The following is a 21,366-nucleotide window of genomic DNA, read 5'->3' on the forward strand; positions in this document are numbered from 1 at the left end:
AAACAAAAAATACAACTTAAAACTTAGATAAAAATGAGGTGATATTGTATGGTAGACCCTTTAATTTTAGGAGCTGTTGGTGCTGGTTTAGCAGTCGGTATTGCAGGTTTAGGTTCTGGAATTGGTGCGGGTATTACAGGAGCAAGTGGAGCTGGTGTAGTGGCAGAAGACCCTAACAAATTTGGTACAGCTATCGTTTTCCAAGCATTGCCACAGACACAGGGTTTGTATGGATTCTTAGTTGCCATCCTTATCTTGTTCGTCTTTAAAACAGTTTCACCTTGGGCAATGTTTGCAGCTGGTTTAGCTGTTGGTTTGGCAGGATTATCAGCTATTGGTCAGGGAATAGCTGCTTCAGCTGGTTTGGGAGCTGTTGCTGAAGATAACAGCATATTTGGTAAAGCAATGGTCTTCTCTGTCCTTCCAGAGACCCAGGCAATTTATGGTTTGTTGATAGCTATCTTACTATTAGTTGGTGTCTTCAAAGGTAATGCAGGAGCTGAAACTGTTGCTGCTTTAGGTGCAGGGTTTGCAGTTGGTTTTGCAGGTCTCTCTGGTATTGGACAAGGGATAACTGCAGCAGGAGCTATTGGAGCTACAGCAAGAGACCCAGATGCTATGGGTAAAGGGTTAGTTTTAGCTGTTATGCCAGAGACCTTCGCTATCTTTGGTTTGTTGATAGCAATCTTAATCATGCTCATGATAAAATAAGCCAACTAAACCCTCCTTTTTGAATTTTAAAATTTTTAAATTTAATTTTAACAGGTGAAATTGATGGGAGTTGATAAAATAAAGGCAAAAATATTAGAGGATGCTAAAGCAGAGGCAAATAAAATTATATCGGAAGCTGAAGAAGAAAAAGCTAAAATCTTGGAGAAAGCAAAAGAAGAAGCAGAGAAAAGAAAAGCAGAGATATTAAAAAAGGGAGAAAAAGAAGCAGAAATGACTAAAAGTAGAATTATTTCAGAGGCAAAATTAGAGGCAAAGAAAAAGTTATTAGAAGCTAAGGAAGAGATTATAGAAATGGCAATAAACAAATTAAAAGAAGAACTTGTTAAACTTCCAGAACAGCCAGAATACAAAGATAAATTGGTAAACTTAATAAAAGATGGAGCTGTTTCATTGGGTGGAGGAGAGCTAATTGTAAGATTAAATAGCAGAGATATGGAACTTATTGAAGATTCAACACTATGGAATTTAGAAAAAGAGATTGAAAGCATAACAAAAAAAGTGACTGTATTGAAGAAAGGAGATCCTGTAGATATTATCGGTGGCTGTATAATAGAAACTGCTGACGGATTGAAATCATTGGATAATAGCTTAGAAGCGATATTCAACAGAAACTTAAATGTAATTAGAGCGAGAATAACAGAGAAATTGTTCTAAGAGAAGGTGATGCCTAATGGCGATGGATATAGAGACTTTGCTAAATTTAGAAAAATTATACTCCGTTATAATGACATATTTTGATAATCCTTTAACATTGCTTATTGTTATAGCAACTGTAATCATTGTTCTTATTGTAATCGTATGGATTACAAAAATGGTTATTGATTTAGCTCCTTATGCTTATGTTAATGCAAGAATAAGGAGTAAAGAAGCTAAGTTACTCGATGACGCTAAGTTAAATGAATTAATTGAGTCAGGAAGCTTAGAAGAATTAGTTGGGTTGTTGGAAGATACCGATTATGGGCAGTATGTTGTAGAAGTTATGAACGAATTGAAAGACCCTGTTGCTGTTGAAAAAGCATTAGATATGTATTTAGCTGACTTGTATGGGTTGATATATAGAATGTCCCCAGACAGTGCAAAGAAAGTTCTTAAAGTATTTGCCAAAAAATTTGACATCAAAAATATAAAAACATTAATAAGGGCTAAATTTGTAGGATTAAGTGCTGAGGAAACTTACGCTTTGCTAATACCATTAGGAAACATACCAGTAGAAAAATTGAAAGAATTAGCAGAGGTTAAAACTGTAGAGGAAGTTGTTAGAGGTTTAGATGGAACTGAATACTTTAAGATATTGCAGGAGGAGTTATCAAACTATGATCAAACATCTAACATAATAGGGTTTGAATTGGCATTAGATAGATATTACTTAGAAAGCTTAAGGAAAACAATAATGACTGAAGGTAAAGAGGAAGACCTCTTCAGAGAATTTGTTGGAACAATAATTGATGTTGAAAACTTAAAAGTCATATTAAAAGGTAAAGCAGATGGTTTGTCAGCAGAGGAACTTAGCAAATACGTAACTCTAACTGGCTATGAATTGGCTGATTGGAAATTAAAAGATTTAATGAGTGCTGGAGGAATTGAAGGGGTTTTAAGTGGATTAGAAGGAACAAGCTACGCTGATGTCTTAGCTGAAGCAATGGAAGAATTTGAAAAAACAAAATCCATCTATGCATTTGAAAAGGCATTGGATAAATTTGTGTTAGAGAAGGGTAAGAAGTTATCAACAAGAAAACCATTTGGTGTTGGTCCAATTATTGGTTTAATTGTTAGCAAAGAGCTTGAAGTTAAAAATCTCAAGGCAATAATTAAAGGTAAAATAGAAAACTTAAAGCCAGAAGAAATAAGAAACTTGCTTGTGACATTGTAGGTGAGCTAAATGAAGGTAGGCGTTGTTGGTGATAGAGAAACAGCCATTGGTTTTAGGTTGGCTGGTTTAACTGATGTTTATGAAGTTAAGAATGATGAAGAGGCAGTAAAAGCTATTAACGAATTAGCAAATAATGAAAACATTGCCTTCATTATCATTACTGAGAGAATAGCTGAAAGTATAAAAGACAAGTTAAAAAATATAAATAAGGTTATCGTTGAGATTCCTGATAAGCATGGTAAGCTTGAGAGAATAGACCCAGTTAAGGAGCTAATAAGAAAAGCAATTGGAGTTTCAATGAAATAATAAAAATTAAACAACTAATTAGAGGTAGAGAGTATGCCAGTTGTTGGTAAGATTATCAAAATTGCAGGGCCTGTCGTAGTTGCAGAGGGAATGAAAGGAGCTCAGATGTATGAGGTCGTTAAGGTAGGAGAAGAAAAATTGACTGGAGAAATCATTCAGTTGCACGATGATAAAGCAGTTATTCAGGTTTATGAAGAAACTTCTGGAATTAAACCAGGAGAGCCAGTCGTTGGGACTGGAGCTCCATTATCAGTTGAATTAGGGCCAGGAATGTTAAGGGCTATGTATGATGGTATTCAAAGGCCTTTAACAGCAATTGAAGAGAAAACAGGTTCAATCTTTATCCCAAGAGGAGTTGATGTCCCTGCTCTACCTAGGGATATAAAATGGGAGTTTAAGCCAGTAGTAAATGAAGGAGCTTATGTTGAAGAGGGAGATATAATTGGAACTGTTGATGAGACACCTTCAATAGTTCATAAAATCTTAGTTCCAATTGGTGTTAAAGGGAAAATTGTTGAAATAAAGGAGGGTAAATTTACAGTTGAAGAAACAGTTGCAGTAGTAGAGATGGAAAATGGAGAAAGAAAAGAAATTACAATGATGCAAAAATGGCCAGTAAGAAAACCAAGACCATACAAAGAGAAACTACCACCAGAAATTCCATTAATTACTGGGCAAAGAGTTGAAGATACTTTCTTCACATTAGCAAAAGGAGGAACAGCAGCAATTCCAGGGCCTTTCGGTTCTGGGAAGACAGTTACCCAGCACCAGTTAGCAAAGTGGTCTGACGCTGATGTAGTGGTTTATATCGGATGTGGAGAAAGAGGAAACGAGATGACTGAGGTTATTGAAGAATTCCCACACTTAAAAGATATTAGAACTGGAAACAAATTAATGGATAGAACTGTCTTAATAGCAAACACATCAAACATGCCTGTCGCTGCAAGGGAAGCATCTGTCTATACAGGAATTACCATTGCAGAGTACTTCAGAGATATGGGTTACGGGGTTTTATTAACAGCAGATTCAACATCAAGATGGGCAGAGGCAATGAGAGAGATTTCAGGTAGATTAGAGGAAATGCCAGGGGAGGAGGGATATCCAGCATACTTAGCTTCAAGGTTAGCTCAGTTCTATGAAAGAGCTGGAAGAGTTATAACCTTAGGACAGGACAACAGGCAAGGATTCGTTTGTATCGTTGGAGCTGTTTCACCACCAGGAGGGGACTTCTCAGAGCCAGTCACATCAAACACATTAAGAATTGTTAAGGTATTCTGGGCGTTGGATGCAAACTTAGCAAGAAGAAGACACTTCCCAGCTATCAACTGGTTGCAGAGTTACTCATTGTATATTGATGACGTTACAGAGTGGTGGAACGCTAATACAGGGCCAGATTGGAGACAGTTAAGAGATGAGGCAATGGGATTGTTGCAGAAAGAAGCAGAGTTGCAAGAGATTGTTCAGTTAGTTGGGCCAGATGCATTGCCAGATAGGGAAAGAGTTATCTTAGAAGTTGCAAGAATGCTAAGAGAGGATTTCTTACAGCAAGATGCATTTGATGAAGTTGATACATACTGTCCACCAATGAAACAATACTTAATGTTGAAGATAATTATGACATTCTACCAAGAGGCATTAAAGGCTGTTGAGAGAGGAGTTGAGCCAGCTAAGATTTTAAAGGTCTCAGTTAAACAGGATATCGCAAGAATGAAATACATCCCACACGATGAATTCATAAATGTTAAATCAAAAGAGATAATGGAAAAAGTTAAGAATGAATTAGGTTCATTAAACTAAATTTCTTTCCTTAAAACTTTATAAACTCTTTATTTGGGGTGATGATATGGCTACAGCAGCATCAGCAATTGAATACTCATCAGTTAAGAGTATTGCAGGACCTTTGTTAATTGTTGAGGGTGTTGAAGGAGCAGCTTATGGAGAGATTGTTGAGGTTATCTGCCCAGACGGAGAGAAGAGAATGGGACAGGTTTTGGAGGCAAGAGAAGGTTTAGCTGTGGTTCAGGTATTCGAAGGGACTACAGGATTAAGCACAAAAGATACAAAAGTAAGATTCACAGGAAGAACTGCTAAGATTGGAGTTTCAATGGAAATGTTAGGGAGAATATTCAACGGAGCAGGGAAACCAATCGATGGAGGACCTGAAATAGTTCCAGAGAAGGAGTTGGACATTAACGGTTATCCGTTAAACCCTGTTTCAAGAAAGGTTCCAAGTGACTTTATCCAAACAGGTATTTCAACAATTGATGGAATGAACACATTAGTTAGAGGGCAGAAATTGCCAATATTCTCAGGTTCTGGTTTGCCACACAACCAGTTAGCAGCTCAAATTGCAAGACAGGCAAAGGTTAGAGGAGAAGGAGAGAAGTTCGCGGTAGTGTTTGCGGCAATGGGTATTACATCAGAAGAGGCAAACTTCTTCATGGAAGAGTTTAGAAAGACAGGAGCTTTAGAGAGGGCAGTAGTCTTCATTAACTTAGCAGATGACCCAGCAATTGAAAGGATATTAACTCCAAGAATTGCCTTAACTGTTGCTGAATACTTAGCTTATGAAAAGGATATGCACGTTCTCGTTATCTTAACAGATATGACAAACTACTGTGAAGCTTTAAGGGAGATTTCAGCAGCAAGAAACGAGGTTCCAGGAAGAAGAGGTTACCCAGGTTACATGTATACAGACTTAGCTACAATCTATGAGAGGGCAGGTAGAGTTAAAGGTAGAACAGGAACAATAACTCAAATTCCAATCTTAACAATGCCAGATGACGATATAACTCACCCAATTCCTGACTTAACTGGTTATATTACAGAGGGGCAGATTGTCTTATCAAGAGAGTTGCACAGAAAGGGTATTTACCCACCAGTTGATGTCTTGCCGTCATTATCAAGATTGGCTGGAAACGGACAAGGTCCAGGAAAAACAAGAGAAGACCATAAAAAAGTTGTTAACCAAGCTTATGCTGCATATGCAGAAGGTAGAAGTTTAAGAGATTTAGTTGCTGTCGTTGGGGAAGAGGCATTAACAGATAGAGATAGAGCTTATTTAAAATTTGCAGATGAGTTTGAAGACAAGTTCGTTAGACAAGGAAAAGATGAAGATAGGAGTATAGAAGAAACTCTCGACTTATTGTGGGAGTTGTTAGCAATATTACCAGAAGAAGAGTTGAAGAGAATTGATAGAGAGTTGATTGAGAAATACCATCCAAAATACAGAAAGAAATAAATTCTGAATTAATTCTAAATTCTACTCTTAAACCTTTTTAAGATTTTTAATATTTTGAGTTATTGAATTTTATTTTTATCTCTTGTTATATCCATATGTTTCTATACTTAAGTGTGGGAGTATGGGAAAATGTAGGCATAATGGGGAGGTAAGTATTTTTGGTGTAAGACCAGCAAGTTTTCCTAACTTCCCATTTCATTTAATGGATAAGATTGGAGGCTTTATAATATTGGATGAATTGTGGTTAATGAAATGGTGTGAGATTATTGAGCATCCGATGAGAATTCCCACTTTATATGTGCCTATAGAGGATTATGGCATTCCTACAGTTGAGGATATGGATTTGATTGTTGATTTTATAAAATATCATACTTCTAAGGGAAAAGAGGTTGTTGTTTCGTGCATTGGTGGGCATGGAAGGACTGGAACTGTCTTAGCTGTTTGGGCTGGATTGAATGGTGTTGAAAATCCTATAGAGTATGTTAGAGAGCGTTATTGTGAGTGTGCAGTTGAGACAGAAGAGCAAGAGGAGTTTGTGGAATATTATTTAGAAATTAGAAAGAAAAATAGCCAAATAATTAGTTAATTTTATTCCTCTTCATACTCAACAGTGGCATTTTTTATATTAAACTCTTTTCCCCCAGAGAGTTTTAATCTTATACTTTTACACTTTGGGCAATAAACTTCAAACTCATCTAAAATCTCTGGTTCTCCTTCATATCCACAATCTAAGCATTTACACTTTGGTTTTATAAACTCAACATTGATTTTAGCTCCTTCACAAACAGTTCCTTCAGCAATAACTTCAAATGCAAATTTTAACTGCTCAACGTTGATAAATGTTAGTTCTCCAACTTCTAAGTTTATTTCTGTAACTTTTTTTATTTTTTTCCCTTTTTCTTCTTCTTTTTTTACGCTGTTTAGTATTGCTTCAAGCATAGCAGTTGCATAGGATAATTCATGCATGCTAATCCCTGTTAAAACATTACATTATAAAAATAATAATTAATATATTATCGTATAAATACTGCTCTCATACGAAGAGGTCTATTTTAACATTTCATTGATATCTTTTTCCATTACATGCCCTTCAACAGTAACCTCAACATTTTTAACTCCTTCTAATGACTTAACTGCCTCTTTTGCTTGAAATGCCATTGCCATAACGCTCATACAGTAAGGATTTGTAGGAATAATCTTAAATTTTACATTGCCTTCATCATCAACTTCTACATCTCTAACCAAACCCATATCTACAATACTTATTCCCATGTGTGGGTCTGCAACTGTTTTTAGAGCATTTAAGACATCTTCCTTTGTTACCATATATTGCACCTCTGATTTTTAGTTAAATTAACAAATTTTTAGTATTGATTCATCCTATAAATATCTATATTTGCCCATAAGTGGAAAAATTCACTCTACATATCTCGCTCTTCTTTCAACATCTTTCATTAAATCTAATATACTTTCCCATCTATCATAGACACTTTTATAACCCTTTAGAAATCTCTCCCAAATTTCCTCAAACTTTTCATTATGTGTTGATAAAACTGCTTTTTTAAAGACAATTAAATCCACTGCTTTATCCTCATCAAGGTTTGAAATCTTTCCTAAGCCAAAATCAATAATGTAGAGGTCTTTATCATACAAAAAGTTAGATGTTGTTAAATCATTGTGAATTACATCGTTTTTATGCAGTTTTCCAACAATCTCTCCAATTTTGTAGGCAATATGTAGATTATCCTCAATAACATCTTTAGCCAACTTGCCGTTGATATAACTCATCATAATTCTCTTGTTATCTAAATCAACATCAAAGATATATGGAGCTGGAATGCCAAAATCTTTAACCATTGCTAAATATCTCGCTTCTCTTGCAGTTCTGCTCTTTCTTATCTTTTCATCCAATCTTTCATCCCTATAGCTTTTTTTAACCCTCTCCTTAATAATTACATCAAAATCTAAATACTTATCTTTTTTAATATCTGCCTCTGCCCCTTTTCCAATTAAATGCTCTGGAATTTTTCTCTCCTTGCCTTTGATGTCTTTTATCCAATTGACTTCAACCATATCTGTTCTATAATTTGGAATTATTTCTGTTTCATCCAAACTCATCCATCTTCCATTTTTATGCATTAGCAAACCAAGCCATGCTATCATTGCCCCATTATCTCCACAAAATTCTTTTGGTGGGACATAAAACTCTACATTCTGCCCCTTACACATTGCCTTAAGCATCTCTCTCAGTCTGTTATTTGCTGCAACTCCACCAACAAGCATAACTTCTCCTTTATTTGTGTGAGCTAAAGCCCTTTCTGTAATCTCGGTAAGCATTGAGAATGCATATTCTTGGAGAGAGTAGCAGATATCCTCCAACCTCTCCCCAGCATCATAGGCCCTCATAGCTGCTGTTAGTAATCCAGAAAATGCTATATCCATACCCTTAACTGTGTAAGGTAAATCAATAAGCTTTTCTCCTTTCTTTGCTAATTCCTCTATATAAGGCCCTCCCGGGTGTGGGAGATTTATATATCTTGCAAATTGGTCTAAGCAGTTGCCAACAGCTATATCTAACGTCTCTCCAAATACTCTATATCTTTTTGAAACATAAGCGATAACTTGAGTGTTTCCTCCACTAACATATAGAGTTAGAGGGTCTTCTGCTTCTGTAGTTAGCTTACCAATTTCTATATGTGCTATACAGTGATTAACTCCAATTATTGGCTTTTTTAAAGTTAATGCTAAAGTTCTTGCTACGGTTGCTGTTACCCTCAAACTTGGCCCTAATCCTGGCCCCTGAGAAAAGGCAATTAAGTCAATCTCATTTTTATCAACTACTTCAAAAGCTTCCTTTATAAGTTTTGGGAATGTTTCAGCATGGTGGTCAGCAGCTTCTCTTGGGTTGATTCCTTGTTTTGGTGGTTTATACATGACAGTTTTATTAAACAAAATTTCTCCATCAGAAGTAACAACTCCAACTCCAGTTTTTTCTGCAGTTCCTTCCAATCCTAAGCAAATCATACTATCACTCCTATAGTTAAAAAATTAGATAAAATTTTGTAGTTATAATAGCAGTTCCGATAAAAAAGCTATTTTGTGGAATATCCAATAGAACCTGTTCATAATTTATTATAGTCACTACTTTTCTGTTGAAAGATATCCAATTTATTTCTTATTATTTCATATTAATATTATAAAACAACCTCTTATGACATACTCTCCGCCTAAAGCAGAGGTTTTTTTAGGAGAGCAGAGCTTAAGCTCACCCTCCACGGGTTGCCAAGCCCACTATCCCTATCCCTTATGGGATTCGGGACTACGCTGAATAAAATATTCCTCGCACCGTTCACATCAGCATTAATTACCGTTCCACAATTTGAGCAAACATACAAGCCTCTATACTTCCTATTCGACTTCTTTATTACTCCACAGACGCTACACTTCTGTGAGGTATAACTTTCATCGATTTTCATAACTGATATTCTATACTCTTCTGCCTTGTATATTATCATGTGTATTATCTTACCGAAGGGAATCCTATGAAACTTCTCGTTATTCTTTCGACCGATGTCTATTTCTGTGAAGTTTCTGGTTAAATCGCCGATAACAATCCTTGAAACTTCCTTTTCCTTCGCTAAGTCAACAATCCATCTACTAATCTTATGAATATAATCCTTGACATAATTTCTTTCTTTAACTACCAACCTTGCTAACCGCTTGCAGTTCTTTAAACCTTGCTCCGCAATAATCGATTTAATCCTTGCAGTTTTCTTAGCAAACCATCTTAACTTAGAAATCAATATTTTCCCATCGAAAATTAACGGCTGTTTTTCTCCTTCAATGACAACCGTTGCTAAATTCTTCACTCCCAAATCGATAGCCATTACTTTTTCCTCTTTCAGCTTCACTGGATTAACTTCTTTTTTGTATATTATATGCAAGACATAAAATCTCTGCCCGTAAATATCGTGTGGGACTATTTCAATTTCCTTAATCTGCACGACATCGAGCGGTAGAGCTTTCGGAAGCCCTACCCATAAATACTTGGACTCGATGCCGTGCCTTTCTTTTAGATATTTTCTTGTTTGCTTAGACAGTGATAATCTTAGCATGTTACCGATAATTTTAAAACCGTCTTTCTTCCATTTAACTAGAAAGTGTCCGTCTTTAGGTTGGAATCTTGGTCTCTTAGTATGTTGTTTAAAAAAGTTAACCCATACGATTTTCAGCTTTTGCAGAACTGCTTGAGCCGATTGTGAATGAAGATTTTTATACCAGAAATTATCCTTTAACTTCTTTTCTAATTCGGAAAGTTTTATATTCCCTTGTATTATTTGATAGTTAGCCACGTTCCACAATTTTGATGCAGAGTAAGTTAAATGGTTAAGAATAACCCATTGTTCTTTCGTTAGTTTTCTCGTTAGGTTTATTGTTAGGACTCTCGTTACTTGCATAATATTCACCATATAATTTGGCAATAGCCTCCTCTATAACCTTCGATAACGAACCTTTTTTACCACCATATTTTTTATAAGCTAATTCTCTAAGCATTTTATCGCATTTTTCGGAAATTGTTGTTTCTAATCTCGGCATTTATTATCACCATATAAACATATATACGGTTAAAGTATTTATATCTTACTGTTGTTTATATCCAATTTTAGATGTTCAAAAATAGCCCACCCGTCTCCCCTATCTCCGAGGTATCGAGGAGAGTAACAAAACCGAAGCGTTAGCTTCGGGCTACAAAATCCGTTAGGATTTTGTTTAAACCGTAAGGTTTTTGTCTGAATTCATCACCGCCTAAAAGCAGAGTTTCTTATCTACGACTAATGGTAAATAAAAAGTTTTTTATACGATTTTAAAAATATGTAATGATGAGTCTGTCAAACTGTTTTGTTATCATAGCAACACCTCTATCTATCTACTGTTTTATAAGGGCATATTTAAACTTTAAACCCTATAATTCATTTTCACTTTTTGGCTATGCTGAACTTTCCTGAAAAAGTTCAGGATAAGTTAGAAATTTTCGAAGTAAATGAGCAAAAATAGAAAAAGCATATAAATATATTTAGAATTATTAAAATAAAAATAACTGACTAAAAATGGCAGTCTGTGATACTATGGAAAAAAGAGGAACTTGGGATATAGGTTTAGATTACAAAGAAGCAAAAAACTTGCTATTAAAAAAATTAGAACATTACAGAAATAAAAAGCCATTATATCAAAGAGACAAAATTGCCTATGCGTATTTGTTGGTTGGATTAATCCAACTTAGAAATGGATGTAGGGTGGGAGAAGCAATAGAAGGATTAATAAAAATAATACAAAATGGAGATAAAGAAGTAAAAGTTAGAGTTGAGAAAAGAAAAGACAACATTAAAAGATTAATCATTTTACCAGAGGAGATAGCACCGGATGATTTAGAAAAAGTTAGAGATGTTATTAATAACTGGGAAAAATCTAAGAAGCTAGTTGTTAGGATTTCAACATGGTATAAAGATAATTTAAATATTAACACGCACTCTTTGAGATATGCCTTTATATCATATTTAGGTAAAAAAGGAGTCCCAGCCCAATTAATAGCTCATATAACGGGGCATGCAACATTAGACATGATTATGAGATACACTCAGGCAAAAATAGCTGAAGAAATATTAAGAAAATTGGAATAAAAATTTAGAGATACTTTTTAACAAAGTATTCAGCATTTAATACACTTGCCCCAGCAGCTCCTCTGATTGTGTTGTGCTCTAATGCAGTATATTTAACATCAAATATTGGGTCTTTTCTAATTCTACCAACAACAATACTCATTCCATTTCCTTCATTTCTATCCAATCTTGGTTGTGGTCTGTCAATCTCTTCTCTAATAACAATTGGTTTAGCATAGGTTGGGAGGTTTAAGTCTTTTAATGGGTCGAATTTATCCATAACTTCTTTTATCTCTTCTGGCTCAGCTCCTTCTTTTGTTTTGACAAATATGCTTTCAGTATGCCCATCTATAACTGCAACTCTATTACATGAAGCACTTAACTTAAAGTTAGCAAATTCAACCTTTCCATCTTTTAAAGTTCCTAAAAGCTTTAAACTCTCTGTCTGCATTTTTTCTTCTTCATTTTTAATAAATGGGATTAAATTATCTAAAATTGCCATTGAAGGGACTCCATTATAACCTGCTCCACTAACTGCCTGCATTGTTGCTATAAAAACAGCTTCTAAGCCAAATTTATCCATTATTGGTTTTAATGTTATGACAGCACAGATTGTTGAACAATTAGGGTTTGTTATAATTGCCCCATCCCATCCTCTCTTTTCTCTCTGAATTTCTATCAACTCTAAGTGGTCTGCATTAACTTCAGGAATTACTAATGGAACATCTTCTTCCATTCTATAAGCTGATGCATTAGAGAAAACCAATTTACCTTCCTTAGCAAATTCTGGTTCAAACTTTTTAGCTAAATCTGATGGTAAAGCTGAGAAGACAATATCAACATCTTCAAATGCCTCATGCTTAGGGTCTGTTGGCACAACTATCATATCTTTTATATTCTCTGGAATATCTCTATCTTGGAACCAGTAGCATGCATCTTTATATTTTTTCCCAGCACTTCTCTCTGATGCTGCTAAAGCTGTTAATTCAAACATTGGATGCTCTGCCAACAACTGAACGAATCTCTGCCCCACACTTCCAGTAGCTCCTAAAACACCAACTTTTATCTTCATATTTTCACCTTTAGACAATTATCTTAAAAATTAATTCTTTCCCTTCTTTTAATTTTTTTACTATCTCTCTATTAATATCTTTTGCTGATTTATTTGCATTAATCATTAACGTTCTTGGACATATATAATTACTCTTTCTAATAACAATGTCCGTTGGATGATTTAAAATTAAATCTCTATGCCCCTCTCCAATTATAGTGTCTTTTATTCCTTCAACCTCAATCTCTACAACTATTTTTTTAGCATTTCTAAGCTTTTCCTTAAATTCTTCACTAAAATCAGTCATAGATTTATCTGCCTCTATCCCTATAATGCAATGTCCAGTTGGAGTTAGGTAGTTTTCTTTTGTAATCTCTAAGGTTGTTTTATGAGTTGCTGAGACATTTTTATGCCCTTTAGCTTTGATAATAAATTCCATTAATACCCCTCCTAAATAATCTAATTTCATCGCATATTTCAGTTAAATTTCGCCAAATTCTAAATATTTTTACTTAAACTCAATAAAATGTTCAAATATTGCCTGAAAAATATATATAACTAAATATTCATTTTAGCATACACCTGTATAAGTAATACTACATAGGTGATAAAATGGTTTTATATAAGATAAGAAGGACAAAAAACACTCCATGCCCTTCAATAGCTTCAGCTGTAATTATAGGATATTCTGTAGGGTTAAAGTTAATTACTGGACATGGAGCTCAGAGCTTAAGTAACATGGCGGGCTCTTATGCTGGGAAGGAGTTAGGGATTTATGCAATTAATAATGGTTATGAATTTAAAGATATTAAAGACGTTGAAAGATTTTTCAACCAGTTAGATTTTGCAAATGTAGAGATGAATGAGGAAGATGATGAAATCATAGTAAAGATATCAAAATGCAACCTCTGTCCAAAAAGGATTTGTGGCTATGAATTTGAAGGAACTGCATGCCCTTGGGGAGGATTGTTGATAGGATTTATAGGTGAAACTTTAAAGTATAATTTGGGATATCAAATGAATTTAAAGCCAGCTGAAACATGTATTATTAAATTAAAGAAAAAATAATTTATTTAACATTAAAAAATTCCAAAATTTCATAAGGATGCTTTAAGACAATAACATCTTCCAATTCTTTTAATTTCCTTGTATTTTCAGCATCTATCTTTCTAACTCTCATCTTAATTTCTTTTCCTTCAATTATTGCATTATAAGGGCAAACTTTTTTACAATTTCCACATCCTAAGCATTTAGGTAATGATATCTCAACAAAATCATCTCTCTTAGCTATAGCCCCATTTGGACAGACGTTTATACATTTTAAACAGAGCTTACATTTATTTTTATCAATTGCATAAGGAAGCTTTGTTGTAACAATCCCTTCTTTATAATCAACTGGCACAATTAATGATTTAACAAACCCTTTTCCTGCTTGGGCTATAGCATTTGTTACTAAGCTGTCAGCTATTCCATTAACCACCTTAGCAACAGTATTTCCAGTAGCTGGTGAGCAAATTAAGTAATCATACTTTCCTAAACTTAACCTTCCAGTAATTGGTGATGAATAGGGATGTTCCCTCTCTAAGATTAGCTCTTCATAATAATTTCCATTAGAGATATTATATAATTCCCCAAACAATCCATACATCTTTACAACTTCTTCCCCTGCTCTTGAAACTAAGGTTGTTACCTTTAAATCTTCAATCTCTTCCTTTAATTTTTTCATTACATGAAAGCTCTCTCTTAATAAATGCCCAGCCCCTGTAATACACCAGACTATCTTCATGTTTATCCCTAAACCTATAATTCATCTAAGCTCAGGCTTTTCAATCTCTCAGCAATATACTCAATCATATCTTTCAAATTTTTCTTGTTGTCAAAGCCCTCTACAATCTTTAAAAGCTCTTCCCTATCTTTATTTTTAAATTCTCTAACATATTTAATTAATAAAGGTAGAGCTCTTGTTAGTTCATCCACTATTGTTATAGTGGATTTTCTTGCAGTTCTTGATAGTGGATTTAAATCTATCGCTATAACCTTTTTACCCATATTAACTAAAGCTTCTGCTCTATCTCCATCCTCTAATGGAACTAAAACAACATCGGCAGTAAATAGTCCTTCTTCTGAAACCTTTCCTCTTAAGCTATCCAAGTTTGGAATCTGTTTATTTGCATCATCAATACCCAAGATTTTTATCTTTCCTGTCTCAATATCATCTTTAAATTTTTCTTCAAAAGCTTTTTTTATAGCTAGTTCTCTCTCTTTAGTCCTATAAAATAAATTAACCTCTATTTTTCCATTTAACTCCTTGGCTAATTCAACAACTTCATCTATTGCCAAAGCAACAGTATTTCCATTAACACTTATTACAGGATTTTCAGCTAAAATTAGCATAGCAGCAGCAGCTTTTATTGCTTCTAATGCTATTGGTGTTGTTTTTTCCCCAATTAAATAATCAAATGTCTCTCCCCTACCATGAGCTATTAATCCAGCTTTAGCTAAAATCCCTTTATCTAATGCCTCAATAACCTTTTCCCTCTTCATTAAAGACTCATATCTTGGATGTGTTTTGGGAATTTGCATGATATCACCAAATTTTTTATATGATTATTTACATTAAAAATTTAAAGAGATTTTAATATTCTTAAGGTGATAGGATGAAACTACATGAATATGAAGCTAAAAACATATTTAAAAAGTATGGCATTCCTGTCCCAAATAGTTTTTTAGTATCTAAGGGAGACGATTTAAACAGCATAGAGATTGATAGGGAGGTTGTTTTAAAAGCTCAGGTTTTAGTTGGTGGGAGAGGAAAAGCAGGAGGAATTTTATTCGCATCAAACAAAGAAGAATTTATAAAGAAAGCAGAAGAGTTGTTTAATAAAGAAGTTAAAGGAGAGAAAGTTGAGAAAATTTTAGTTGAAGAGAAATTGCCAATAGAAAAGGAATATTATGTATCAATTATTATCGATAGAGATGCTAAAAAACCATTAATTATTTTCTCAACTGAAGGAGGGGTAGATATTGAAGAAGTAGCTGAAAAGAATCCAGAAAAGATTATAAAGTATCACGTAGATGTTAAGAAACCATTTTTACCTTACGTTGCAAGATGGATAGTTAAAGAAGCTAAGTTACCAAGTAATGAGATTGGAAAAGTTGCTGATGTTATTTATAAGTTATATAAAATCTTCAAAGAGTTGGATGCCACAATGGTAGAAATCAACCCATTGGTTATAACTGAAGATGGTAATGTCTACGCCGCTGATGCTGTTCTTCACTTAGATGATGATGCTGCATTTAGACACAACTATGAAGAATTTGAGGAATATAAAAATAAAGAAAAATTGCCATTTGCCTATGTTGAGTTAGATGGGGATGTGGCTGTTATAGGTAATGGGGCAGGTTTAACATTGGCAAGTATGGATGTAATTAACAACCTCGGCAGAAAGCCAGCTTGCTTCTTAGATATTGGAGGAGGGGCTGATGCTGAAACAGTAAAATTAGCTTTAAGAAAAGTTTTAGAGAATAAAAATGTTAAAGGAATATTTATCAATATCTTAGGAGGAATTACAAGGTGTGATGAAGTAGCCAAAGGAATTGTTGAGGTTTTGAAAGAACACCCAAATATAAAGTTTGCCGTCAGAATGATGGGAACTAATGAGGATATAGGTAGAAAAATTTTGGAAGAACATGGAATTCCTTATGAGACATCAATGGAGGAGGCTGGAAGAAAGTTGATTGAACAGTTATAATGAACTTAAATTTTATTTTTTATTTTATTTATTTTAGGTGGTTTTTTATGGACACTTCAATAATGGACTTAGTAATGATTGTTATCGCTATAATCACAATAATTGGTAGTTTTTTGTTTATACTCCATTTGATTTTTAAATATTCAAAAATAAGGAAAAGTATAGAGGTAATTAAAGATGTTAAAGTTGATTTATTCAAAAGTTTAGAGGAAAGTATTAAGAAAAACTTCTTTTTGATAGTTTTAGGACTATGTCTTTACTTTGGTGTATTATATATAGTCACTGGAACAGTTAGAATCATTCATATATTGCCTATTGCCGTGTGTTGGGTTGGAATATCTTTAATATATTATTTAAAGAGGGAAGTAACTGCCTATGTATGCAAAGATGGTCTATTAATTCATGGATTTTTATATTCATGGAAAGAGTTTAAAGACGTCAAAATAGAAAAAAACTACATTATGCTAACTACTTCAATCCAAAGAATAGCAATAAAAAGAGAAAAAGACATTGAAAAAATTCTTAAAAATTATCTAAATCGGTGGAAAAGATGATATTGGTTACTGGGGGAGCAGGTTTTATTGGCAGCCATATTGTAGATAAGCTAATTGAAAACAACTATGATGTAATTATCTTAGACAATTTAACAACTGGGAGTAAAAATAACATAAATCCAAAGGCAGAATTTGTAAATGCAGATATAAGAGATGAAGATTTGGATGAAAAAATCAATTTTAAAGATGTTGAAGTTGTTATACATCAAGCTGCCCAAATAAATGTTAGAAACTCTGTTGAAAATCCAATATATGATGGAGATATTAACGTTTTAGGAACAATCAATATCTTAGAGATGATAAGAAAGTATGACATAAATAAAATTATATTCGCATCATCCGTTGGAGTGTATGGAGAACCAAATTACCTTCCAGTAGATGAAAATCATACAATAAACCCATTATCTCCTTATGGACTAAGCAAATATGTTGGAGAGGAATATATCAAGTTATATAACCGCCTCTATGGAATTGAATATGCAATTTTAAGATACTCAAATGTTTATGGAGAAAGGCAAGACCCAAAAGGAGAGGCAGGAGTTATTAGCATATTTATAGACAAGATGTTAAAAAATGAAAATCCAATTATTTTTGGAGATGGTAACCAAACAAGAGATTTTGTTTATGTTGGAGATGTTGCAAAAGCAAATATTATGGCATTAAATTGGAAAAATGAGATAGTCAATATAGGCACTGGAAAAGAGACATCAGTAAATGAATTATTTAATATAATAAAAGATGAAATTGGGTTTAAAGGAAACGCAATATATGACAAACCAAGAGAGGGAGAGATATATAGAATTTATTTAAATATAAAAAAAGCAAAGTCATTGGATTGGAGACCAGAAGTTGATTTAAAAGAGGGGATAAAGAGAGTTGTTAATTGGATGAAGTTTAAATAATAAAAGTTTAAATTTAAAAAACATCTCCTTTTTATGCAAATTTTTGTATTGTTTAAAGAAAAGTTCTAAAAGTTTCGATGAAAGGTTTAAATAGATGATGAAATTATTTCTATATATCTTCAATCAACAATTCAAAAAGGTTGGGAGCATGGATAATGTAGTGTTAATAGGGAAGAAGCCAGTGATGAACTACGTTGTAGCAGTTCTAACACAGCTAACAAGCAATGACGAAGTGATTATAAAAGCAAGAGGGAAAGCAATTAATAAAGCAGTAGATGTTGCAGAGATGATAAGAAATAGATTTATAAAAGACATAAAAATTAAAAAAATAGAGATAGGCACTGACAAAGTAAAAAACCCTGATGGAAAAGAAGTTAATGTCTCAACAATTGAGATTGTCTTAGCTAAATAAATTTTTATAGTTTCTCTTTTATAATTATGTAATTAGGATTTCTTCTTTCAAATATTTTTCATTTACTGAAGAAACATTATTAATCTTTAAAAGGTGTTAGTATGCTAAATTCTGTAAAAATTAGTGCGATAGTTCATGCTACAGAGGATGAGGATAAGGTTTTAGAAGCAATAGAGTTTTTTATTCCAGAAGATGTTGATGAAGAGAAAATAAATTTAGATGTTGTAGAAACACAGGGATACTTTGGAAACCCAATAAAAATTGTCAATATAAGTGTTGAAGGAAAAGAGGCTAAAATGATATTTAAACATATTATGGACTTGATAAAATCAGATGAAAGAAACTTAAATAAACTAAAGAAAGATTTACACTTAAGAGTTGAAGATAATAAATTTTATGTTAGGTTTGATAAGCAAAAGGCTTATTTAGGAGAGTGTAGAGTTATAGATGGCGATGATGTTATAAGAACTGTTTTTAACTTCAAAATATTTGCACCAAAAAATAAAGAGGAAAAAGTTAAAGAAACCATTATTAATGAATTAGGAATATCAAATGCCTCAGATGTTTAAACTATAAACTGCAAAGCCCTTATGAATAACAAAAATACTAAAGAATAATTAAAATCTAACCTCTATATTATAAATCCTTTCTATGTTCTCTTTATGGATTTTATAAACTTTATCTTCGTCTAAAACCCCTTTTTCAATCAATTTTCTTGTAACTCTTGGAACTGTCTTAATTCCTAAAACGACCCCTGGTCTTTTTAAATCGTCTATATAATCAGTTTCCATAACAAATCTTAGAGATTTTTTAACAACATCTTCATTCACTCTTGAAGCTAAAATTGAAGGAAAGATGCCATATTTCTCCCCTTCCAAGACCATATCTCCACAGTGATGCTTAACAACATTTTCTGGATTCAACCCAACTTCCTTAGCCATTTCAGAAAACTCTTTAAATTGCTCTTCTGTTGAACTTTCAGCGTGGATTTGGATGGCACAACCAACATCTTTAGCTAAACTCATGCAGTATCTTAAAATCTCATTTGATGTTTCCCAGACATTTTCATCAACTTTGTAATGAGGTCTTCCAACCTCACCAATACCAACTATAAAATCGTATTCCTCAACAAGCTTTTTTGCATAGTTTAAAGCCTCTATAATTTTATTTTTTGCCTCCTCCAAGCTCATAAATTTCATTAAATATGTTAGCTCAGCTGGATGAACTCCAACCAATCCAAAAGCCTTAACTGGCGTGTTTTTGTTTATTATTTCAACATCTCTAACCAATATATCCATTGATTTTGTTAAATCTCCATCAAATGTTGGTTTATTTAAAACAATCATTACCTTTCCTCCAGCATTATAAAATATCTTAGCTACTTTTTCAGCTCCATAACCGTGTTTGTCATCAACGTGTATATGGTTATCAGTAACTGGAAGATTTTTTAGAACATCCATGATTTCACCTAAAATTAGTTTTTTACAAAAGTTTAAAATTCATAAGGAAGATTGAACGCTTTCCTAAAGGAAAGCGTTCATAAATACCTTTTATTCCAGATGTTTTTGCAAAAAACTATTTATACTGCAGATTTGTGTAATTTTAAAATTCTATTAACATCCCTCTCCTTAGCTCTAAATGTTATTATATGCCTATCTTCATCCAAAATATCCTCAATAATTTCCGTATTCTCATACAAATAAGATATAAGCTTTGGATTGTTTGTTTCAATTGTCCCCACTGAAAGGTTGAGATTTTCTATAATTTTCTCAATTAATAAATCGATGTTTATATTATATTTTGCAGAGACAAATATTGGATTTACAATGTATCTATCTAATTCTTCCAAAATCTTTCTCTTTTTTTCCTCTGTAATTTTATCTACTTTGTTAAACACTGTTATTATTGGAGCTTTGCAATTAATTTTACTTAAAATTTCATGATTTACCTTTAATTTTCTTTTAATTTCTTCAATATCGTCAGATGCATCTACAACGATTAAGATTAAATCACTATTAGCACTCTCTTCAATCGTTGATAGAAATGCCTCAATCATGAATGGCGGCAAATCATCAATAAACCCAACCGTATCAGTAACTAAGATTTTCCTCTTAATGCCTTTTATAGCCCTTGTTGTTGTAGTTAATGTAGTAAAAACCTGATTTTTCGATTCTTTATGTTCTCCAGTTAATGCATTTAATAAACTTGTCTTTCCAGCGTTTGTATAACCAATTAAACCAACAGAATCAAACTTCTCTCTACTCTTCCTTGCTATTTTTCTATGCTCTCTAAGCTTTTCCAACTTTCTTTTTATATTGGCTATCTCCCTCTTTACCTTTTGGTAGTATTTTTCAACTTCATAATCTCCATATCCTCCAAACCCAGGCTGTTCTCCCATCTTTGCCAATCTTACTTTCTCTCTTGCCCTTGGGAGTTCATACTGCAACTCAGCCAATCTAACTTGTAGTTGAGCCTCTTTAGTTCTTGCATGCTTATAAAATATCCTCAAAACGAGTTCAATCTTATCAATAACCTCTACTTTAAATTTCTTAGCTAAGTTGTATTTTTGTGAGGGAGTTAATAAGTTTCCAACTATAACAATCTCAATATCTTCCTCTTTAATCATTTCAGCCAATTTTTCGACTAAACCACTACCAATTTGATACTTTGGATCGGGTTTTCTAATTTGAACTACTGTTTTTACTGGGTTGTAAAGAACTTCAGCTAATTCCTTAAGTTCTTCTATACTTTTTCTGTCAAACTTACTATCTTTTCTTAAAATTAACAATGCTCTTCTCTTAATCTTCTCTCCCTCCATTTTTAATTTTTTAGCATCTAAATATTTTATAAATTAGTCCTAATTAAAATATTAAAATAGCATATGAAAAT

At 33.3% G+C, this 21,366-nt stretch carries 25 protein-coding genes; 14 read left to right on the plus strand and 11 right to left on the minus strand.

The annotated features are described in order from the left end of the window. The first annotated feature begins 48 nt into the window (after nt 1-48). The 7 genes from MFS40622_RS00005 to MFS40622_RS00035 all read left to right on the plus strand — a co-directional run bounded on the left by MFS40622_RS00005 (nt 49) and on the right by MFS40622_RS00035 (nt 6,735). On the plus strand, nt 49-711 hold the full coding sequence (locus MFS40622_RS00005; RefSeq protein WP_012979618.1) for an ATP synthase subunit K: 663 nt from the start codon (nt 49-51) through the stop codon (nt 709-711). A 63-nt stretch (nt 712-774) separates the two neighbouring features. Continuing rightward, nucleotides 775-1,386, plus strand: coding sequence for a V-type proton ATPase subunit E (locus MFS40622_RS00010; protein ID WP_012979619.1), 612 nt, complete (start codon nt 775-777; stop codon nt 1,384-1,386). Nucleotides 1,387-1,402: 16 nt separating this feature from the next. Further along, complete coding sequence (locus tag MFS40622_RS00015; RefSeq protein ID WP_012979620.1) at nt 1,403-2,602, plus strand: V-type ATP synthase subunit C; 1,200 nt, start codon at nt 1,403-1,405, stop codon at nt 2,600-2,602. Between the two features lie 9 nt (nt 2,603-2,611). Then, nucleotides 2,612-2,908 (plus strand): V-type ATP synthase subunit F, encoded by a 297-nt coding sequence (locus MFS40622_RS00020; RefSeq protein ID WP_010869714.1) that lies wholly within the window; start codon nt 2,612-2,614, stop codon nt 2,906-2,908. A gap of 33 nt (nt 2,909-2,941) precedes the next feature. Then, nucleotides 2,942-4,705: an ATP synthase subunit A gene (locus MFS40622_RS00025; RefSeq protein WP_012979621.1), complete on the plus strand. Its 1,764-nt coding sequence runs from the start codon at nt 2,942-2,944 to the stop codon at nt 4,703-4,705. Between the two features lie 46 nt (nt 4,706-4,751). Then, on the plus strand, nt 4,752-6,149 hold the full coding sequence (locus MFS40622_RS00030) for an ATP synthase subunit B (RefSeq protein WP_012979622.1): 1,398 nt from the start codon (nt 4,752-4,754) through the stop codon (nt 6,147-6,149). 121 nt (nt 6,150-6,270) lie between these two features. After that, on the plus strand, nt 6,271-6,735 hold the full coding sequence (locus tag MFS40622_RS00035) for a dual specificity protein phosphatase family protein (protein WP_012979623.1): 465 nt from the start codon (nt 6,271-6,273) through the stop codon (nt 6,733-6,735). A gap of 2 nt (nt 6,736-6,737) precedes the next feature. Here MFS40622_RS00035 and hypA read toward each other — a convergent pair whose 3' ends face one another. The 5 genes from hypA to MFS40622_RS00060 form a co-directional block, all read right to left on the minus strand. After that, nucleotides 6,738-7,115: a hydrogenase maturation nickel metallochaperone HypA gene (hypA, locus tag MFS40622_RS00040; RefSeq protein ID WP_012979624.1), complete on the minus strand. Its 378-nt coding sequence runs from the start codon at nt 7,113-7,115 to the stop codon at nt 6,738-6,740. An 81-nt stretch (nt 7,116-7,196) separates the two neighbouring features. Next, complete coding sequence (locus MFS40622_RS00045) at nt 7,197-7,475, minus strand: metal-sulfur cluster assembly factor (protein ID WP_012979625.1); 279 nt, start codon at nt 7,473-7,475, stop codon at nt 7,197-7,199. 90 nt (nt 7,476-7,565) lie between these two features. Next, nucleotides 7,566-9,173 carry a bifunctional N(6)-L-threonylcarbamoyladenine synthase/serine/threonine protein kinase gene (locus tag MFS40622_RS00050; RefSeq protein WP_012979626.1) on the minus strand — a complete coding sequence of 536 codons (1,608 nt, stop codon included), beginning with the start codon at nt 9,171-9,173 and terminating at the stop codon, nt 7,566-7,568. 203 nt (nt 9,174-9,376) lie between these two features. Next, entirely contained in the window at nt 9,377-10,606 is a 1,230-nt protein-coding gene (locus MFS40622_RS00055) for an RNA-guided endonuclease TnpB family protein (protein ID WP_048197330.1), read from the minus strand. Beyond that, the gene (locus tag MFS40622_RS00060) at nt 10,536-10,745 is read right to left on the minus strand and encodes a ribbon-helix-helix domain-containing protein (RefSeq protein ID WP_048197332.1); all 210 of its coding nucleotides are present in this window, start codon (nt 10,743-10,745) and stop codon (nt 10,536-10,538) included. Before MFS40622_RS00060 ends, MFS40622_RS00055 begins: the two co-directional genes overlap by 71 nt. 530 nt (nt 10,746-11,275) lie before the next feature. Between MFS40622_RS00060 and MFS40622_RS00065 the strand changes: the two genes are divergently transcribed. Further along, a complete protein-coding gene (locus tag MFS40622_RS00065; RefSeq protein WP_156769968.1) occupies nt 11,276-11,827 on the plus strand; it encodes a tyrosine-type recombinase/integrase in 552 nt (183 codons plus the stop codon). 4 nt (nt 11,828-11,831) lie between these two features. On the opposite strand, the gene asd is transcribed toward MFS40622_RS00065, so the two are convergent. Together asd and MFS40622_RS00075 are read right to left on the minus strand one after the other, a co-directional pair. Then, nucleotides 11,832-12,878 (minus strand): aspartate-semialdehyde dehydrogenase, encoded by a 1,047-nt coding sequence (gene asd, locus MFS40622_RS00070; protein WP_012979629.1) that lies wholly within the window; start codon nt 12,876-12,878, stop codon nt 11,832-11,834. A gap of 10 nt (nt 12,879-12,888) precedes the next feature. Next, entirely contained in the window at nt 12,889-13,296 is a 408-nt protein-coding gene (locus MFS40622_RS00075; RefSeq protein WP_048197334.1) for a DUF371 domain-containing protein, read from the minus strand. Nucleotides 13,297-13,469: 173 nt separating this feature from the next. Between MFS40622_RS00075 and MFS40622_RS00080 the strand changes: the two genes are divergently transcribed. After that, nucleotides 13,470-13,925 carry a hypothetical protein gene (locus tag MFS40622_RS00080; protein ID WP_012979631.1) on the plus strand — a complete coding sequence of 152 codons (456 nt, stop codon included), beginning with the start codon at nt 13,470-13,472 and terminating at the stop codon, nt 13,923-13,925. Between the two features lies 1 nt (nt 13,926). Here the strand turns inward: MFS40622_RS00080 and MFS40622_RS00085 are convergent, their stop codons facing one another. Together MFS40622_RS00085 and MFS40622_RS00090 are read right to left on the minus strand one after the other, a co-directional pair. Continuing rightward, nucleotides 13,927-14,643 carry a dihydromethanopterin reductase (acceptor) gene (locus MFS40622_RS00085; protein WP_012979632.1) on the minus strand — a complete coding sequence of 239 codons (717 nt, stop codon included), beginning with the start codon at nt 14,641-14,643 and terminating at the stop codon, nt 13,927-13,929. A 14-nt stretch (nt 14,644-14,657) separates the two neighbouring features. Next, on the minus strand, nt 14,658-15,440 hold the full coding sequence (locus MFS40622_RS00090; protein ID WP_012979633.1) for a 4-phosphopantoate--beta-alanine ligase: 783 nt from the start codon (nt 15,438-15,440) through the stop codon (nt 14,658-14,660). A gap of 74 nt (nt 15,441-15,514) precedes the next feature. On the opposite strand from MFS40622_RS00090, the gene sucC reads away from it, so the two are divergent. From sucC to MFS40622_RS00115, 5 genes are all read left to right on the plus strand, one after another. Then, a complete protein-coding gene (gene sucC, locus MFS40622_RS00095) occupies nt 15,515-16,609 on the plus strand; it encodes an ADP-forming succinate--CoA ligase subunit beta (protein WP_012979634.1) in 1,095 nt (364 codons plus the stop codon). Between the two features lie 47 nt (nt 16,610-16,656). Then, a complete protein-coding gene (locus MFS40622_RS00100; protein WP_012979635.1) occupies nt 16,657-17,163 on the plus strand; it encodes a hypothetical protein in 507 nt (168 codons plus the stop codon). Beyond that, nucleotides 17,160-18,065: an SDR family oxidoreductase gene (locus MFS40622_RS00105; protein ID WP_012979636.1), complete on the plus strand. Its 906-nt coding sequence runs from the start codon at nt 17,160-17,162 to the stop codon at nt 18,063-18,065. The genes MFS40622_RS00100 and MFS40622_RS00105 overlap by 4 nt, the downstream gene beginning before the upstream one ends. A gap of 148 nt (nt 18,066-18,213) precedes the next feature. Continuing rightward, on the plus strand, nt 18,214-18,477 hold the full coding sequence (gene albA / locus MFS40622_RS00110; protein WP_012979637.1) for a DNA-binding protein Alba: 264 nt from the start codon (nt 18,214-18,216) through the stop codon (nt 18,475-18,477). 101 nt (nt 18,478-18,578) lie between these two features. Then, the gene (locus MFS40622_RS00115) at nt 18,579-19,046 is read left to right on the plus strand and encodes an RNA-binding domain-containing protein (protein WP_012979638.1); all 468 of its coding nucleotides are present in this window, start codon (nt 18,579-18,581) and stop codon (nt 19,044-19,046) included. A 48-nt stretch (nt 19,047-19,094) separates the two neighbouring features. On the opposite strand, the gene MFS40622_RS00120 is transcribed toward MFS40622_RS00115, so the two are convergent. Then, complete coding sequence (locus tag MFS40622_RS00120) at nt 19,095-19,937, minus strand: TatD family hydrolase (RefSeq protein ID WP_012979639.1); 843 nt, start codon at nt 19,935-19,937, stop codon at nt 19,095-19,097. Nucleotides 19,938-20,056: 119 nt separating this feature from the next. Continuing rightward, nucleotides 20,057-21,295, minus strand: a complete 1,239-nt coding sequence (gene hflX, locus MFS40622_RS00125; RefSeq protein WP_012979640.1) for a GTPase HflX — start codon at nt 21,293-21,295, stop codon at nt 20,057-20,059. Nucleotides 21,296-21,366: the final 71 nt, after the last annotated feature.

The organism is Methanocaldococcus sp. FS406-22, assembly GCF_000025525.1.
Lineage (GTDB): Archaea > AGJL01 > Methanococci > Methanococcales > Methanocaldococcaceae > Methanocaldococcus.